Here is a 15,723-nt window from a genome sequence, read left to right as displayed (position 1 = left end):
GGGGCGGAAAGCAGTTGATTCGGTTCAGAACAGCGCCAGAATCTTGGCGATTTCGCCGCGGGTGATCTTGCCGAGCGGCTGCAGGGTGTTGTCCTTATAGCCGCCGATGATGCCGGCGGAAACGCAGGTCTTGACCTGATCGAGCGCCCATGCGGGAACCGAGGACGCATCCGAGTAGGTCAGCGCCGCCGCTGCATAGCCGCGCGGCAGGCAGCGTCCGATGACGGTCATTACTTCGGCGCGGGTCATATCCGCGTCCGGGTTGAAGTACAGCTCGCCGCCGTTGTTCGAGCCCTGCATGATGCCCGCCTGCGAAACGGCGTAAACCGCGCCGCGCGCCCAAGCGGGGATCTTGCTGTCATCGGCAAATTCGGTTTTGCCGGTGTAGGAGGTGTCCAGACCGAGCAGGCGTGCCATCGTGACGGCAAATTCCTTGCGGGTCAGGTTGCGATCGGGGTTAAAGTAGGTCTTGCCGTCGCTGCCGGTTTCGCCCTTCATGATGCCGTTGGCGTTGAGTAGGGAAGCGTAGCCGCGCGCCCAGTGGTTTGCGGTGTCGGCAAAGACGTTCTGCGCACTGCCGGCGGTGACCGTGGCCGAGACGCGCGTGCGGTTGCCCGCGTCGTCCGAAATGTCGATCGTGACGCAGTGCGTGCCCTGGCTCAGCGCGCCGGTGGTGACCGACAGGGTCGATCCGCTCATGCGGGCCGCGCCGGAAACCGTTTTGCCGTCCACCTTGACCTCAATATTGGAGGCGCGCGCCGGATACTTGCCGTTTTCCATGGTGGCGGTGCCGGTCAGGGTCGCGCTCGCGCCGGCGCTGACCGTAACCGAGGTGCTGCTTAGCTTGACGGCCGGTGCATCCGTGTTGGTCACGGCGTGATCGGCGGAAACGACGATCTGGTCGAGGTAGAGCGCGCTGCTGGCCGTGCCCGCGCCGCTGCGGTCAAAGCGGATGCCGGTCAGCACCTGGGCGCCGTCCGGAATCGAGGCGGTCAGCTGTTTCCAGCTGCCGGTCGTGGCGGCGGAGAGGGGAGCGGTCAGCTCGTTGCCTTCCGCGTCGGTAAAGACCGCGGTCAGCGTGCTCTGCGTGTTTTCGCCGCGCGCCCACAGCGTCAGATAGGACATATCGGAAACGTTGGTCTGCGGTACGGAGATCGTCGCGGTCATCACCTTGCTGCCGTCGTAGGCGGCCTTGAGCGAGCCGGTGCCGCGGGCGACTTCGGTGTAATCGGTCACGGTGGACAGGGTGACGCCGTCGGTCGCCGTGCAGGGCTGCGAGCCCTCAAAACCGGCAACGGTTTCGGCGGTCTGCGGATCGCCCATGCCGATGGTGACCGGAATGGTTTTGCTGGTGTTGCCGTACGAGCAGGTGAGCGTGCCGCTGGCCATGCTGTCGCCCGCGGTGAATAAGCCGGTTTCACTCACCGTGCCCACGCCGCCGGATACGCTCCAGGTAAACGAAGTGTCAACCGAGCCCATCTTCTGGCCCAGGTGATAAGCGACGCCGTCCATGTTGATACTCTGACCCGGCTTGAGCGAGATCGCGCTGACATCCTTGCCGTCGTTTTGCAGGGTGATGGACTGGATGTCACCGGTGACGCATACCATCATCGAGCCTTCGACCGCGCCGTTGGAGCCGGTGATGACCGCCTTGCCGGTGGTCATGCCGGCGGTGAAGGTCTGGCCGCTGACCGTGCCCATGTTATCCGCGACCGAGAAGGTCAGGTCGGTCGGCGCATCGGCCGGACCGTAGGACGCGTCCGCACCCTTGACCGAGAACCAAGTCGAGCCGCCGGGCATGACGTAACGGTGGCTCGGCGTGAGCACCGCATGTGCGGTCACGCCGTCAGAAGCGATATTGCTGATGAAGAAAATGTAGTTGGCGCACGAGCGCTGGGAGCCGTCCGACGGGCTGGTGATCAGCGAAGCCGTGCTTTCGCCGGGCTTGCGCAGCGCCATGGCGGACGAGCCGCCGCCATCCAGACAGATGGCGCGCACGCAGCCGAGCGCGAGCAGCTCGTTGCCGAGCTCCGCGGCGGTCAGGCCCATGCTGACCGAGGACTGGTTGCCGTCGATTTCGTAGAGGACGACCGTGCCGTCTGCCTTGACGCCGATCGCACTGCGCGCGCGGCGCGAGGAGGCGGCGTCAATGCCCGAAGTCGTGACCGTGCTGTTGTCGATGAGTAGCTTGCCGCCGACCGCGTATTCCACTTGGGCCCAGTTGCTGTCGTTCGCGCCGACCCAGAGCGTGACCTCTTCACCGACCGGGAAATCCACCCAGGAGGGGACGTTTGCGCCGTCCGACTTGGTCAGCACCATCTGGTTGTCGGCAATGGTGAACGCGCTGCTGCCTGTGCCCTTGCTGACGACCTTGAGCTTGACCGAGTGGTTGACCTGCACCGGCGTATCATCCACGCGCTCGAGGATGATGTAGCTGCCGTTGGCCGAGAAATGCGTGGAATCGTCGTAGTTGCGGTCGAGCAGGTACGCGCCCGCGGTGGTGCGGGTTTTATTGAAGTAGGAGACCGAAACCGTGCCGGATGCGCCGGACACCGTCATGTTCATCGTCGGGCGGCCCATGACGGCGGTGCCGTCGGCCTTGAAGCCGACCGCGTACTGCCATGCGTCGGACGAGATCAGTTCGCCTTCATCGATGACCAAACCGATCGGGATGCCGCTGGACATGACGAAAAAGTCGGCGTTGGTGCCGCCGATGACGGTCTTTCCCTGATTTGCCAGATACTTTACGGCATTGGTAATGGTGGCCTGACTGCCGTAGAGCTGCTCATCCGCATACACCATGATGGGGGAAACCCCGGTGTTGGGCGTATAGGTCAGGATGTTGGCCTTTTGCAGGCCGGCGCTGTTCTTGCCTTCCGAGCGGGTGTAGGTCAGCCCTTCGCCAACCGGATACGAATAGGAAAAGCTGTTGGTGAAGGCGGCGCCGGCAGCGGCGGAAACCAGCTGTATTACGGCCAGTGAGGCTGCCAGCAGACGGATGGAATGCTTTGCAAAATGTTTCATGGTCCTCCTCGATTTCTCAGAATGGTGGAAAGGATTGCAGCCCCGCAAAAGCGGTGCATTTTGGGATGAAAATTTGCTTAAAAGCTCTTGACGAGCTTTTCCAACACTTCGGAAATTTTCGGACTGCGCACCGATACATCCGCGACGCGGTGGTAGATCCCCTTGCGTGCGTTGTACAGGCGGCGGGTTTCGGCCTGCTTGTCCGGTTTGTCCAGCAGCGGCCGGGTATTGGAATAAGACAGGTTTTTGACGATGCGGAAATAGGGCGTATCCAGATGGATGAGCAGCCCGGTCCGCCGGACAGCGTCCACGTTTTCCTGCCGCAGCACGGCGCCGCCGCCGAGGGAGAGGACGATGCCCTCGCGCTCGGACAATTCGCGGATGTACGCGCTTTCGCGGTCGCGGAAATAGGCTTCGCCTTTTTCGGCGAAGATCTCCGAGATCTTTTTGCCTTCCTGCGCTTCGAGATACTGGTCGGCATCGACAAATTCCAGCCCGGTCAGGCGCGCGAGTTTGCGGCCGACCGTGGTTTTGCCGCTGCCCATAAAGCCGCACAGCACAATGTTCTGCTTGCCGTATTTTTCATGCAGCCGCTTGACCGCCAGCTTGCCGTAGGTGCGGCGCAGGATGGTTTCGCAGGTCTGCGGCGTGAACTGGACGCCCGACCAGATGGTTTCCGCGTGGGCGGCCTGCATGACCAGCATGAACATGCCGTCGCGTACGCGGGTCTTTTTGGGGTTGGCCAGTTTCATCGTCGCGGTGACCGGCGGGTTGTAGATTGCGTCCAGGACGTATTCGGTCTTGTGCGGCAGGTAGTGCAGGGGAGCGACGTTCTCCTTGGGATACATGCCGACCGGCGTGGAATTGAGCACGATCTGGATGTCGCGCGGAATGTGCCGGCGGCTGAACACGGAGACGTGCGCGCCGGGGACGGCTTCGCAGAGCTGCTGCTGCAGCACGGCCGCCTTTTCCGGATGGCGTCCCGTGATGGTCAGATAGGCGCCCTGCGTGACGCAGTAGTAGGCCATGACCGCGGCAGCGCCGCCGTAGCCGAGCAGCAGCACCTTTTTGCCGCGCAGTTTGATGCCGTCGCGCGTGAGCGATTCGGCAAAGCCGAGGATATCGGTGTTGTAGCCGATGGCGCGGCCGTCGCGGAAGGCGACGGTGTTGACCGAATGCAGGTCACGCGCGGCGGTGTCCACCTCGTCGAGCAGCTCAATGACCGCTTTTTTGTGCGGGATGGTGCAGTTGATGCCGCGCAGCTTGCGCTTTGCCAGCTCGAATGCCTCAGCCAGATCCTCGGGCGGCACGGCCACGCCGATGTACTCCGCGTCCTGCCCGGAGGCTGCAAACAGCTGTGCGTGCAGCTCGGGGCTCATCGTGTGGCCGAGCGGCCAGCCGATGAGCGCGTAGGTCGGTTTTTTCGGCTCAAAGGCGCGGAACTCTTCCATGGTTAGCAGCATAGTGTTCAGCCTCCCAGTGCCTTGAGCGTGTCGAAAAAGTCGGGATAGGAGATCGAAACGACCTCGGGGTCGTTGATGCGGCTGGTGGTCTGGGCTGCCAGCGCGAGCACGGCAAGGCTCATCGCGATGCGGTGGTCCTTGTAGGTCTGGAACGAAGCGCCGCACGGTGTTTTGCCGCCGCGGATGATCATGCCGTCGTCGGTTTCCTCCACGTCCACGCCCGCGCGGGACAGTTCGGTCACCATCGCGGCGATGCGGTTGGACTCCTTGACCTTGAGCTCCTGCGCGTCGCGGATGACGGTTTCGCCCTCGGCAAAAGCCGCCGCGACCGCAATGACGGGCAACTCGTCGATCAGGCGCGGGATGATCGACCCGCCGATCTCCACACCGTGCAGATGGCTGTATCGCACGGTCAGGTCGCAGACCGGCTCGGCGTCGTCCCGGAAGTTCGATTCCGTGATATCCGCGCCCATGTCGCGCAGCACGTCCAGAATGCCCGTGCGGGTCTGGTTGACGCCCACGTTTTTGATCGTCAGCTCGCTGCCCGGCACGATCGCACCCGCGACAAGGAAGAACGCCGCGGACGAAATATCGCCCGGCACGGCGATGTCCACCGCATGCAGGTCCTCGGGCGGGTCAAGCGTGATGACGTTGCCCTCGGTCTCGATTTCCACGCCCAGCGCGCGGAACATGCGCTCGGTGTGGTCGCGCGAGGGCGCGGGCTCGATGACCGTGGTCTGGCCCTCGGCGTACAGGCCCGCGAGCAAAATCGCGCTTTTGAGCTGCGCGGAGGCCACCGGCAGACGGTATTCAATGCCGTGCAGCTCACTTGGATACAGCGTCAGCGGGCAGTAGTTGTCGTTTTTGCCTTCGATCGAGGCGCCCATCTCGCGCAGCGGCTTGATAATGCGGCCCATCGGGCGCTTTTGGATGGAAGCGTCGCCGTTTAAGGTCGCGGTGAACGGCTGGCCGGCCAGAATGCCGCACAAAAGGCGGGTAGTCGTGCCGCTGTTGCCGGTGTAGAGCGTTTCCTCGGGCTCGCACAGGCCGTGCAGGCCGACGCCTTCGACGATCACCTCGTTGTCCGTGATCTCGATCTGTACGCCCATTTTGCGGAAGCAGTCGATGGTGGACAGACAGTCGTCGCCCATCAGGAAGCCGGTGATATGGGTCGTGCCGTTTGCCAGCGCGCCCAGCATGATCGCGCGGTGCGAAATGGATTTGTCGCCCGGCACGGTGATTTCGCCGCGCAGCGGGCCGCAGGGTTGGATTTGCATGTTGCTTTACTCCTCCGTTGCATCGGAAACCGGATAGCTGCCGATGACTTTGATGTAGGGCAGCTCCTCATGGAGCTGGTATAACAGGGACTGCACGGCATGGTCCTGCATGTTGCCGGTGAAGTCCACATAGAACACATAGCACCACGGGCTGTCCTTGAGCGGACGGGAATAGATGCCGGTCATGTCAATGCCGTAATGCGTAAAGACATCCAGCACGCGGCCGAGCGAGCCGGCGACATTCGGGATGCGGAACGCGATCTCGATGCGGTTGTCCTCGGGACGGCTGGTCAGCGTGCGGCTGACCGCGATAAAGCGGGTTTCGTTGTGCTTTAGGTCGTTGATGCCTTCGGCCAGAATGGTCAGGCCGTACCGGCCTGCCGCCTCGCGCGAGCAGATCGCGGCAAGGTGCTTGTCGCCTTTTTGCTGCACGTTCTGCGCCGCGATCGCCGTGTTGGCAACTTCGATCGCCTCCAGCCCGTGTTCGGTGATAAAGGCATGGCACTGGGGCAGGGCGTGCGGGTGCGAGCAGACGCTGCGGATGTCGGCAAGCGTCGCGCCCGGCACGGCGGCCAGACAGTGCGAAATTTTCTTGATATAGGACTTGTTGATCGACAGGTCGTATTCGAGCAGCAGGTCATAGACCTCGCTGACCGTGCCGGCGGTCGAGTTTTCGACCGGCACCACGCCCACATCCGCCACGCCGTCGCGCACGGACTGGAACACCTGCTCCCACGTCGGCACGCATTGCGGCTCGCACTGCGGGAACAGCGCGCGCGCGGCCAGTTCCTGATACGCGCCCGGCACACCCTGATAATAGACGATGTTGGGCGCCAGTTCGTTCCCGGACGGGTGCAGCGGAAACCGCTCCGGGCGCTGCCGGAGCACCTCGCTGTATTGATATTCGCGGCTGGCGCGGATCATGCTCTGTAAAAGCGCGGTGTATTTCAGGCGCAGCTCGTCGTCCATGCCCGCGGTGCGCTTTTGGATGATCTCGGCCTCGCGGTCGGGCTTATAGATCTTGTCATCGGTCTCGACCTTGGTCTGCGCGACTTGCAGCGCGAGATCCATGCGCTCGAGAAACAGCGCGCGGATCTGTTCGTCCACGCGGTTGATGTCCTGCCGGATTTCGGATAATTCACGCATAACCGTTCGCCTCCCGGAGTAAATCAGCAAGTGCGACCGCACAGGCCGCCTCGACCACCGGCGCGGCACGCGTGACGATGCAGGGGTCGTGCCGTCCATGGATGGACAGCGGCTCGACCTTGCCGGTCTGGATGTTGAGCGTCTGCTGCACGGCCGATATGGACGGCGTGGGCTTGATGCACACGCGCACGATCAGCGGCATGCCGTTGGTGATGCCGCCATTGATGCCGCCGTTGTTGTTGGTTTCGGTTTTGACTGTGTCTCCGTCCTGATACAGCGTGTCGTTTGCGTGCGAGCCGCGCAGCGCCGCGAAGGCAAAGCCCGCGCCGAACTCCACACCCTTGACCGCGGGCACGGCGAACAGGATGGAGGACAGGCGGCTTTCGACCGTGTCCAGCATCGGGCTGCCGATGCCGGCGGGCAGGCCGACGGCCGCGCATTCGATCACGCCGCCGACCGAATCCTGCGCCTCGCGCGCCTCTTCGATCGCGGCGAGCATGGCGTCGAGCGCGCGCGGGTTGTTGACCGGATAGTCCGCGTTTCGCAGCGTTTCCAGCTGGGAAACCGGCACGTCCACGTCGTCAAACGGCATATCCTGAATCTGCGCGATCGACTGGATGTGCGAACCGACTGTGACGCCCTGCGTTTTCAGCCACAGCTTGCACAGCGCGCCCGCAAACACAAGCGGCGCGGTCAGACGGCCGGAAAAATGGCCGCCGCCGCGCGGATCGTTACAGCCGTGATAGCGCACCATGCCGGTGTAGTCCGCGTGGCCCGGACGGGGCTGCGCGGCCAGTGCGGCATAGTCGTTCGAATGCTGGTTGGTGTTCTGGATCAGCGCGCAGATGGGCGTGCCGGTCGTTTTGCCGTTGTATATGCCGGACTGGATGACCGGCTTGTCGGCTTCCTTGCGCTGGGTGGACTGCTTGTTGCGTCCGGGTGCGCGGCGCTCCATCTCGCGCAGCACAAAGGCTTCGTCGTACGGAACGCCCGACGGGAAGCCGTCGATCACGACGCCGATACCGGCGCCGTGCGACTCCCCAAAGATGAAAATTTTGATGGCGTTGCCCCAAGTGGAACCCATCGCGGCAACCTCCTTACAGTTTGAGAATGTACTCGTGCAGCGTTTCGGCCTCGATCGGGGTGATTTCCGCCCGGCCGGGTTCGCGCACGAGGATGAAGTTGACCGTGCTGCCGAATTTCTTCTTATCCGACAGCAGCGCGCCGAAAATGGCTTCGCGGTCATAGGTCAGTTCGGTCGGCAGGCCGATCTTTTGCAGCAGCGTGATCAGCGGCGCGGTCAGGTCGGCGTTGCCGCGCATCGCGCTCAGCCGCATCGCGGCGACCATGCCGATGGCGACCGCCTGACCGTGGGTCAGCTCGGTGTAGTTTCCGAGCTTTTCGGCCGCGTGGCCGATCGTGTGGCCAAAGTTCAGGATCATGCGCAGGCCGGTGTCGTGCTCGTCGATGGCGACCACGTCGCGCTTGATCTTGACGCATTCATAAATGATGTCGTCGATCTGTTCCTGATACTCCGGCTGGGACACCATGTCGAGGATTTCGGGGTTGGCGATATAGCCGTATTTGACGACCTCGGCCATGCCGTCGGCAAAGGTGGCGTCCGGCAGGGTTTTGAGGACCTCCGGGTCGATCAGCACCAGCCGCGGCTGGTAGAACGCACCGACCAGGTTTTTGCCCTCGGCAAGGTCCACGCCCGTCTTGCCGCCGACCGAGGAATCCACCTGCGCGAGCAGGGTGGTCGGGATCTGGCACAGCGATACACCGCGCAGGAAGGTCGCCGCGGCGAAGCCCGTGATGTCGCCCACGACGCCGCCGCCGAGCGCGATGATGAGGTCTTTGCGCGTCATGCCCGCGGCGAGCAGGTCGTGGTAGATGCCCTCGACCGTGGAGAGCCGCTTGTGCTCCTCGCCCGCGGGGATGATGGTCGAGGTGACCGGCAGGGTAAACTGCTGCTCAAGCTGTGCAAGGTAGAGCGGCGCGACCGTGGAGTCGGTCACGATATGCACGCGGGAGGGGGAGAACACGTCGGCAATCATCTGTCCCGCGTGGCTGAGCAGATCGGTTTCAATGTAGATTTCGGACACACCGTTTGCGCCCGTCAGGTTCAGCATCTGCATGGCTGCAACCCTCCTTTGATCAAATCTCGCGGCCGACTGCCTGTGCAACCGCGCGCAGGCTCTGCATGGTTTCGTGGAAGGATTCGTAGGTCAGCGACTGCGCGCCGTCCGACAGGGCATGCGCGGGGTCGTTGTGCACTTCGATCATCAGGCCGTCCGCGCCCGCGGCAACGGCTGCCTTGGCCAGCGGCTCGACCATCCAGTAAATGCCGCCCGCGTGCGACGGGTCCACGATGACCGGCAGGTGGCTCATGCGCTTGAGGACCGGCACCGCCGAGATGTCCAGCGTGTTGCGGGTGTATTTTTCATAGGTGCGGATGCCGCGCTCGCACAGGATGACCTGCTCGTTGCCGCCCGCCATGATGTATTCCGCGCTCATCAGGAACTCTTCCATCGTGTTGGCAAAGCCGCGCTTGAGCAGGACGGGCTTGTTGGTCTGGCCCAGCTCCTTGAGCAGTTCGAAGTTCTGCATGTTGCGCGCGCCGACCTGGAAGCAGTCGCACTTTTCCATGAACATATCGATGTGTGCGGGGTTGGTGATCTCGGTGACGACCGGCAGGCCGGTTGCCTCATGCGCCTTGTGCAGCAGCTCGAGGCCTTCGGCCTTCAGACCCTGGAACGAGTACGGGGAGGAACGCGGCTTCCATGCGCCGCCGCGCAGCACGGTCGCGCCCTCGGCCTGCACATGCTTGGCCACGTCGATGATCTGCTCCTCGCTCTCGACCGAGCAGGGGCCTGCCATGACGACCAGCTTTTTGCCGCCGACGACCACGTCCGGCGCGATGGTCACTTCCGTGTTGTCCGGATGGAACTTGCGGTTGGCCAGCTTGAACGGCTCCTGCACCTTGAGGATGTTCTCGACCTGCGGGTCGCGCATCAGCGCGTCCTTATCAACTGCACCCGTGTCGCCGACCAGGCCGATGACGATCGTGCCTTCGCCGTAAATCGGGTTTGCCTTGACGCCCCAGCGCTCGATATGGCGGGAAAGTTCCTCAACGTGTTCGCGCGTTGCGCCGTGCTTCATGATAATGATCATTTTTTGTCTCTCCTTTATATAGAAAAGTGGGTTTTTCGTTTGTCCGGCGGAAAAAAGCACAAAAAAAGCCTTTCATCCACAAAGAGGGACGAAAGACAAACGGTTCCGCGGTACCACCCACATTCGGCATAAAGCTATGCCGCACTTTTTCGGATACAGAAAATATCCTATCCCTGTAACGGAGGAAGTCCGTCGGCGCCTACTGAAACCGGGTTTTTCAGCGCCGCAGCTCAAGAGGGAACTTCATTGTACCGGCGTCTGCGTCCGTTTCCAGTCATGCCGGACACTCCCTGAAAGCCGCACTTGGAACAATTACTTTCCTCTGTCATCGCTTTGTGCAATATTTGTACCTATTATATTCCCAAAGCCGCGCGTTGTCAATGCCCGTTTTATTACGGTTGTGTTTCAGTCATATTCCGGACAGGCCGGACATAGAGTAGGACAGGTGATGCAAATGGAAGCAAAACAGGACGGCGCGTATTTGCAGGCGATCGCCTGCCTGCCCGTATCGCGGGCGGCGCAGCTGGCGCGGCTGGACGGCGGGAAGGCGGTCGAAGAGATCCGTCTGCGCGTGGGGCGTCCGCCGTCGGTGCGCACCGCGTCGGGCGAGCGGGAGACCGACCTTGCACCGGTCACGGCGCAGGAGCTGCGCGAAACGCTCAGCCGGGCGGCGCGGTACTCGGTGCACAGCTATGCGGAAAGCCTGCGGCACGGGTTTGTGACGCTCGGCGGCGGGCACCGGCTCGGGCTTTGCGGCACGGTGGCCGAGGAAAACGGACAGGTGATCGGCGTGCGCGGCCTATCGTCGGTCAATCTGCGCGTGGCGCGGCAGGTGACAGAGGTGGACGAGACCATCCGGCCGTGGATCGGCACGGGCGCACCGCAAAGCGTGCTGCTGCTGTCGCCGCCCGGCTTCGGCAAAACGACGCTGCTGCGCGAATGGGTGCGGTTGGTGTCGGACGCGGGGCATCCGGTTTCGGTCGCGGACGAGCGCGGGGAGATCGCGGCGCTCGCGGACGGCGCGCCGCAGTTTGCGGTCGGCCGGTGCACGGATGTGCTGGAAAATTGCGCGAAACGGCAGGCGGCGATCATGCTGCTCAAGACCATGTCGCCCGAGCTGATCGCGTTTGACGAGATCACCGCGCCCGAGGATGTGGAGGCGGTTTCGCTGTGCGCGCACTGCGGCACGGCCGTGCTGGCCAGCGCGCACGCGGCGGATGTGGACGATCTGTGCCGCCGGCCGCTGTACCGCGCGCTGCTCGACCTGCGGGTGTTCGAGCGGGCAGTGGTCATCACGCGGGAAAACGGAAAACGGCAGTACCGGATGGAAAAACTGGAGGGAAAAACATGCTCAAGCTGATGGGTTCGGTCATGATCTTCGGCGCGTGCGCAGCGCTCGGCCTGTCCGCGCGGCAGGGCCTGCGGCGGCGGGTGGCTGCGGCGGACGCCATGCTGCTGGCGCTGGGGCTGATGGAAGGGGAGATCTCCTGCCGGCGCGCGCCCATTCCGGAGATCGTCGGACAGCTCGCGGAAAACGAAAACGCAGTCATACGCACGGTGTTCGGCTGCCTCAGCCGGCGCCTGCGCGAGGAAAACGGCCTGTCGCTCGGCTATCAGTGGCGCGCTTCGCTGCGGGACTGTCGGGACAAAATCGGTCTGGGGCAGGCGGAATGCGATATCCTGTGCGAGGCGGCGGCGTGGCTGGGCCGGTATGACGCGTCCGAGCAGGTCGCGGGGCTCGAGCAGATCGCGCGGCGGCTGTCGGCGGCGCGCGACACGGCGGCGGGAGAGCTGCAAAACAAGGGCAACCTGTACCGCACCTGCGGCATTGCGCTGGGCATTCTGGTGGTGCTGGTGCTGATCTGAGGACGGAGGAACATATGGACGTTGATCTGATTTTCCGCATCGCGGCGGTCGGCATTCTGGTGGCGGTGCTCGGCCAGCTGCTGACGCGTTCGGGACGGGAGGAACAGGCGCTGATGACCACGCTGGCGGGGCTGATCGTCGTGCTGATGCTGATCGTGCAGGAGATCAGCCAGCTGTTTACGATGATGAAAAGCGTGTTCGGGTTTTGAACAGCCTGATCGCGGCCTGCGGGCTGGTGCTGCTGGTGCTTGTGCTGTCCATGACGCTCAAAAAAGAGGTGCCCGCGATCGCGTTCCTGCTGACGCTGACGGCGGGCGTGCTCCTACTGCTGCGCGCGTTCGACATGCTTGGCGGCACGATGCAGCGGTTTTCCGGCCTGCTGGCGCAGGGCGGTTTGACGCAGCGCCTGTATCTGCCGGTGCTCAAGACGGTCGGCGTTGCGGTCGTGGTGCGCATCATGAGCGCGCTGTGCCGGGACAACGGGCAGTCGGCGCTTGCGGCCAAGCTGGAGATCGTCGGCGCGGTGCTCGCGCTTTCCCTTTGCCTGCCGCTGCTCGAGCAGGTGCTCGAACTGGTGGCGGACTGGACGTTATGAAAGGAACCGGACGGATGAAAAGAGTGTTTGCCGTGCTGCTGGTGCTGCTGGCGTGCATGACCGGGGCAGCCGCGGCTGAGGGAGAAACCGCGCAGGGGGACACGCTGCGCGGCGCGGTGCCGGGAGAGCAGCGCGCGTATCTGGACGGCATCGATCCGGAAACGGCGGACGAGCTGACCGGGTCGTTTGCCCGTCTGCTGGAAAACACAGCGGCGGATAGCCGCAGCGCGCTGCAAAACGCGCTGGGCGGATTGGTGCGCGTGGCGGTGATCGTGATCCTGACCGCGGTCGGGCGCGGATTTTCCGCGGCGGCGGGCGGCGCAGCGGATGCGTGGATCGACATGGCGGGCGCGCTGGGTTGTGCGGCGGTGCTTTTGCAGGATTTTACCGGCGTTTTGGCGCTGTGCCGCGAAACCTTGTCGGAGATCAGCGTGTTTTCCGGGACGTTGCAGCCGGTGCTGGCGACCGTGCTGGCCTCCGGCGGCAACGCCGCGACCGCGACCGCCTTGCAGGTGGCGACGATGGTGGTGTTCGATCTGGTGATCCGGCTGGTGAACACGCTGCTCGTGCCCGCGGCGTGCGCGTACCTTGCGGTGGTCGCGGTGGACGCCGCGACCGGCAACGGTATGCTGCACGGCATCGCGGATGGCATCAAAAGCTTGACCTCGGGCGCGCTCAAGCTGATTTTGACCCTGTTTACCGCTTATCTGACCATTGCAGGCGGGGTGTCGGGCAGCGTGGACCGCATGGCGCTCAAGACCGCGAAATTTGCGGTTTCGGGCGCGGTGCCGGTGGTCGGCGGCGTGATCTCGGACGCGACCGAGACCGTGCTTTCGGGCGCGGCGCTGCTGCGCAGCTCGGTGGGCGTGTTCGGCATGCTGTGCGTGGCCGCGATCTGCCTGATCCCGTTTGTGCGTGTGGGCGCAAGCTACCTGTGTTACAAGGCGGGCGCAGCCGTGCTGTCCCCACTGTGCGCGGGCAGCCTGCGGCAGCTGCTGGAAGGGGTCAGCACGGGATTCGGCCTGCTGCTGGGCATGCTGAGCACCTGCTGCCTGATCTTGTTTTTGGAGCTGGTTTATGTGGTTGCGATGGTGAAGCCGATATGACCGAATTGTTACATACCATTTTGCTGCGCGTGACGCTGGCGGGCGTGGCGTCCGCGGTGGCGCTGCGCGTGGTCGGGGGCGGCGCGCTGCGCGAGATCGTCAAGCTGGCGGCCGGGCTGCTCATGCTGCTGGCGCTGCTCCAGCCGCTGGCGGCGCTGCGGCTGACCGGCTGGGACGGCATCTGGGAAGGCGCGTCCCAAGTGGACGTGGACGCGATCCAGGCGCAGAACGCGCAGACCGCGATGAGCACGGTCGCCTCCAGCATCGCGGATGCGCTCGAGCGCAGCGCGCAGGAACAGGGCTTTGACTGCACGGTGCATGTGACGATGGAAAACGATGCGGACGGGATCTTACAGGTCGGCCGCGTGACCGTTTATTATCAGAGCACGGATGCAGCGCGGCTGGACGAACTGAAAACGCTGGTTTCCGAGGGCTGCGGTGTGGATGCGGACAGACAGGAGTGGATAGCGCAATGAAAGAACAGTGGAAGGAGCGGCTGCGGGCGGCGCAGGGAAAAATCCTGCCGCTCGCGGTCAAATACCGCGCGGTGCTGATCGTGCTGCTGGCGGGCGTGCTGCTGCTCGCGTCCGGGGGACGCGGGGCCAAGCAGGAGACGGCGGCAACCGACGTATCGGCCGAGCCGTCGTCGTTCGACCTTGCTTCGTTTGAGCAGCAGCTGTGCGGCAAACTCGCGGCGGTGGACGGCGTGGGGCGGGTCGAGCTGATGCTGTCGCTCGAGCAGAGCGGCGAAGCGGTCTATGCGGTCAACACCCGCCAGACGACCGGCATGGACAGCAGCGAGAGCTATGAAAGCGATCTGACCGTGCTCAGCGACGGCAGCTATGGGGAAAAACCGGTCACGGTCAAAAACCTGCTGCCGACCTTCCGCGGCGCGGTCGTTCTGTGCGACGGCGCGGACGACGCGCAGGTGCGTCTGGCGGTGACGCAGGCGGTCAGCACGGTGTGCGGCATCGGCACGGACAAAGTTACGGTTCTGAAAATGTCCGATGCTTCATAAAAATAAGTAACCAAATACAGGAGGGCGAGCAGTGATGAAAAAAATCAAAAAACGCGGCGCGGTATACGGTGTGATCGCGCTGCTGCTTTGCGCGGCGGTTTATTTCAACTGGAGCTACGTCGATGCGCCGGAGGAACTGCTGGTGGCGGGCCAGACCGACGGCGACGCGGCGGATACGGATGCCGCATCGCCGACCGAGGGCGAGGATTACTTTGCAACTTCGCGCCTGACGCGCGAGCAGGCGCGCGATGAGGCGGTCAGTACGCTGCGCGAACTGAGCGAGAGCGAGGACGCGGATCAGGCCGCAAAGGACGAGGCGGCCGCGCAGATCTCCGCGCTGGCGGATGATTCGGTGGCCGAAGCCAATATCGAAAGTCTGATCCGCGCCAAGGGCTATGCGGATGCGGTCGTGATGATCGGCGACAGCAGCGTCAACGTCGTGGTCGCGCCGCCGGACGGCGGTTTGCAGGCAACCGATGTGACGGTCATCAAGGACATTGTGGTCAGTGAGACCGGCATGACCGCGGGACAGGTCAAGATCGTCGAGGCCGAGTGAGCCGCCGGGATGCGTATTTTTGCTTTGCATTTTGCCAAAACTGTGCTATAATCCCGTTATAAAGGAGAGTGAGCACTATGGCGGATCACAAGGAATATTGGTCAACCGAGAGCGATCAGGGTTCCATCCGTATCTCTGAGGACGTTGTCGCGTCCATTGCAGCGCTTGCCACTTCGGAAACGGCCGGCGTCAGCGGCCTGTATTCCACGTTGACAAGCGATATCGTCAGCTTCCTGAGCAAGAAAAACCTTTCCAAGGGCGTCCGTATTGAAATCGGCGAAGAGGGAACGGTCAAAATCGAGATCGGCTTCCTTGCACTGTTCGGCCATAACATCTGCGAGGTGGCAAAACAGGTGCAGGAGAGCGTGCGGTCCTCGGTCGAGTCCATGACCGGCCTCAAGGTCACCGAGGTCAATGTGCATGTCGGCGGCGTCACCTTTGCGCCCGCACCGGCGGCGGAAGAACAGCCCGCAGAACAGGAATAAAAACCGTATCGGA

Annotated in this window: 16 protein-coding genes and 1 other annotated feature; of the genes, 9 read left to right on the top strand and 7 right to left on the bottom strand. The window is 63.4% G+C overall.

The features are described 5' to 3' along the window. Positions 1-24: 24 nt before the first annotated feature. The 7 genes from EJL02_RS09720 to aroF form a co-directional block, all read right to left on the bottom strand. Positions 25-3,024, bottom strand: a complete 3,000-nt coding sequence (locus EJL02_RS09720) for a phosphodiester glycosidase family protein (RefSeq protein WP_125116215.1) — start codon at positions 3,022-3,024, stop codon at positions 25-27. Positions 3,025-3,101: 77 nt separating this feature from the next. Further along, the gene (locus EJL02_RS09715) at positions 3,102-4,487 is read right to left on the bottom strand and encodes a shikimate kinase (RefSeq protein WP_125116214.1); all 1,386 of its coding nucleotides are present in this window, start codon (positions 4,485-4,487) and stop codon (positions 3,102-3,104) included. Positions 4,488-4,492: 5 nt separating this feature from the next. Then, a complete protein-coding gene (gene aroA / locus EJL02_RS09710) occupies positions 4,493-5,764 on the bottom strand; it encodes a 3-phosphoshikimate 1-carboxyvinyltransferase (RefSeq protein WP_125116213.1) in 1,272 nt (423 codons plus the stop codon). Positions 5,765-5,770: 6 nt separating this feature from the next. Beyond that, positions 5,771-6,910, bottom strand: a complete 1,140-nt coding sequence (pheA, locus tag EJL02_RS09705; RefSeq protein ID WP_164510373.1) for a prephenate dehydratase — start codon at positions 6,908-6,910, stop codon at positions 5,771-5,773. Further along, a complete protein-coding gene (gene aroC, locus EJL02_RS09700) occupies positions 6,903-7,994 on the bottom strand; it encodes a chorismate synthase (protein ID WP_125116211.1) in 1,092 nt (363 codons plus the stop codon). The genes pheA and aroC overlap by 8 nt, the downstream gene beginning before the upstream one ends. A gap of 13 nt (positions 7,995-8,007) precedes the next feature. After that, positions 8,008-9,048: a 3-dehydroquinate synthase gene (gene aroB / locus EJL02_RS09695; protein WP_125116210.1), complete on the bottom strand. Its 1,041-nt coding sequence runs from the start codon at positions 9,046-9,048 to the stop codon at positions 8,008-8,010. A gap of 19 nt (positions 9,049-9,067) precedes the next feature. After that, positions 9,068-10,084: a 3-deoxy-7-phosphoheptulonate synthase gene (gene aroF / locus EJL02_RS09690; RefSeq protein WP_125116209.1), complete on the bottom strand. Its 1,017-nt coding sequence runs from the start codon at positions 10,082-10,084 to the stop codon at positions 9,068-9,070. Between the two features lie 81 nt (positions 10,085-10,165). Beyond that, positions 10,166-10,422: a binding site (T-box leader), on the bottom strand. Between the two features lie 116 nt (positions 10,423-10,538). Here aroF and EJL02_RS09685 point away from each other — a divergent pair. The 9 genes from EJL02_RS09685 (at position 10,539) to EJL02_RS09645 (ending at position 15,710) form a co-directional block, all read left to right on the top strand. Beyond that, positions 10,539-11,444 (top strand): stage III sporulation protein AB, encoded by a 906-nt coding sequence (locus EJL02_RS09685; protein WP_243114452.1) that lies wholly within the window; start codon positions 10,539-10,541, stop codon positions 11,442-11,444. Further along, the gene (locus tag EJL02_RS09680; RefSeq protein ID WP_125116207.1) at positions 11,432-11,950 is read left to right on the top strand and encodes a stage III sporulation protein AB; all 519 of its coding nucleotides are present in this window, start codon (positions 11,432-11,434) and stop codon (positions 11,948-11,950) included. Before EJL02_RS09685 ends, EJL02_RS09680 begins: the two co-directional genes overlap by 13 nt. A 14-nt stretch (positions 11,951-11,964) precedes the next feature. Next, a complete protein-coding gene (gene spoIIIAC / locus EJL02_RS09675) occupies positions 11,965-12,159 on the top strand; it encodes a stage III sporulation protein AC (protein ID WP_125116206.1) in 195 nt (64 codons plus the stop codon). Beyond that, complete coding sequence (locus EJL02_RS09670; protein WP_125116205.1) at positions 12,156-12,545, top strand: stage III sporulation AC/AD family protein; 390 nt, start codon at positions 12,156-12,158, stop codon at positions 12,543-12,545. Before spoIIIAC ends, EJL02_RS09670 begins: the two co-directional genes overlap by 4 nt. A gap of 14 nt (positions 12,546-12,559) precedes the next feature. Beyond that, positions 12,560-13,651, top strand: coding sequence for a stage III sporulation protein AE (locus EJL02_RS09665; RefSeq protein ID WP_164510372.1), 1,092 nt, complete (start codon positions 12,560-12,562; stop codon positions 13,649-13,651). Further along, positions 13,648-14,127: a hypothetical protein gene (locus EJL02_RS09660; RefSeq protein WP_125116203.1), complete on the top strand. Its 480-nt coding sequence runs from the start codon at positions 13,648-13,650 to the stop codon at positions 14,125-14,127. The genes EJL02_RS09665 and EJL02_RS09660 overlap by 4 nt, the downstream gene beginning before the upstream one ends. Beyond that, complete coding sequence (locus tag EJL02_RS09655; protein ID WP_125116202.1) at positions 14,124-14,669, top strand: hypothetical protein; 546 nt, start codon at positions 14,124-14,126, stop codon at positions 14,667-14,669. Before EJL02_RS09660 ends, EJL02_RS09655 begins: the two co-directional genes overlap by 4 nt. Positions 14,670-14,703: 34 nt before the next feature. Further along, positions 14,704-15,225 (top strand): SpoIIIAH-like family protein, encoded by a 522-nt coding sequence (locus EJL02_RS09650; protein WP_125116201.1) that lies wholly within the window; start codon positions 14,704-14,706, stop codon positions 15,223-15,225. Between the two features lie 77 nt (positions 15,226-15,302). Beyond that, positions 15,303-15,710, top strand: coding sequence for an Asp23/Gls24 family envelope stress response protein (locus EJL02_RS09645; RefSeq protein WP_125116200.1), 408 nt, complete (start codon positions 15,303-15,305; stop codon positions 15,708-15,710). The last annotated feature ends 13 nt before the right edge of the window (positions 15,711-15,723 follow it).

This window comes from Agathobaculum sp. Marseille-P7918 (genome assembly GCF_900625105.1).
Taxonomy (GTDB): Bacteria; Bacillota; Clostridia; order Oscillospirales; family Butyricicoccaceae; genus Agathobaculum.
The sequence above is the reverse complement of the archived record's forward strand: the minus strand, read 5'-3'. Positions and strand labels throughout refer to the sequence as shown.

Excerpts from the sequence above, each read along its gene's own strand:
- EJL02_RS09720 (WP_125116215.1), bottom strand. The coding sequence starts at position 3,024 with ATGAAACATTTTGCAAAGCATTCCATCCGTCTGCTGGCAGCCTCACTG.
- EJL02_RS09715 (WP_125116214.1), bottom strand. The coding sequence starts at position 4,487 with ATGCTGCTAACCATGGAAGAGTTCCGCGCCTTTGAGCCGAAAAAACCG.
- aroA (WP_125116213.1), bottom strand. The coding sequence starts at position 5,764 with ATGCAAATCCAACCCTGCGGCCCGCTGCGCGGCGAAATCACCGTGCCG.
- pheA (WP_164510373.1), bottom strand. The coding sequence starts at position 6,910 with ATGCGTGAATTATCCGAAATCCGGCAGGACATCAACCGCGTGGACGAA.
- aroC (WP_125116211.1), bottom strand. The coding sequence starts at position 7,994 with ATGGGTTCCACTTGGGGCAACGCCATCAAAATTTTCATCTTTGGGGAG.
- aroB (WP_125116210.1), bottom strand. The coding sequence starts at position 9,048 with ATGCAGATGCTGAACCTGACGGGCGCAAACGGTGTGTCCGAAATCTAC.
- aroF (WP_125116209.1), bottom strand. The coding sequence starts at position 10,084 with ATGATCATTATCATGAAGCACGGCGCAACGCGCGAACACGTTGAGGAA.
- EJL02_RS09685 (WP_243114452.1), top strand. The coding sequence starts at position 10,539 with ATGGAAGCAAAACAGGACGGCGCGTATTTGCAGGCGATCGCCTGCCTG.
- EJL02_RS09680 (WP_125116207.1), top strand. The coding sequence starts at position 11,432 with ATGCTCAAGCTGATGGGTTCGGTCATGATCTTCGGCGCGTGCGCAGCG.
- spoIIIAC (WP_125116206.1), top strand. The coding sequence starts at position 11,965 with ATGGACGTTGATCTGATTTTCCGCATCGCGGCGGTCGGCATTCTGGTG.
- EJL02_RS09665 (WP_164510372.1), top strand. The coding sequence starts at position 12,560 with ATGAAAAGAGTGTTTGCCGTGCTGCTGGTGCTGCTGGCGTGCATGACC.
- EJL02_RS09660 (WP_125116203.1), top strand. The coding sequence starts at position 13,648 with ATGACCGAATTGTTACATACCATTTTGCTGCGCGTGACGCTGGCGGGC.
- EJL02_RS09655 (WP_125116202.1), top strand. The coding sequence starts at position 14,124 with ATGAAAGAACAGTGGAAGGAGCGGCTGCGGGCGGCGCAGGGAAAAATC.
- EJL02_RS09650 (WP_125116201.1), top strand. The coding sequence starts at position 14,704 with ATGAAAAAAATCAAAAAACGCGGCGCGGTATACGGTGTGATCGCGCTG.
- EJL02_RS09645 (WP_125116200.1), top strand. The coding sequence starts at position 15,303 with ATGGCGGATCACAAGGAATATTGGTCAACCGAGAGCGATCAGGGTTCC.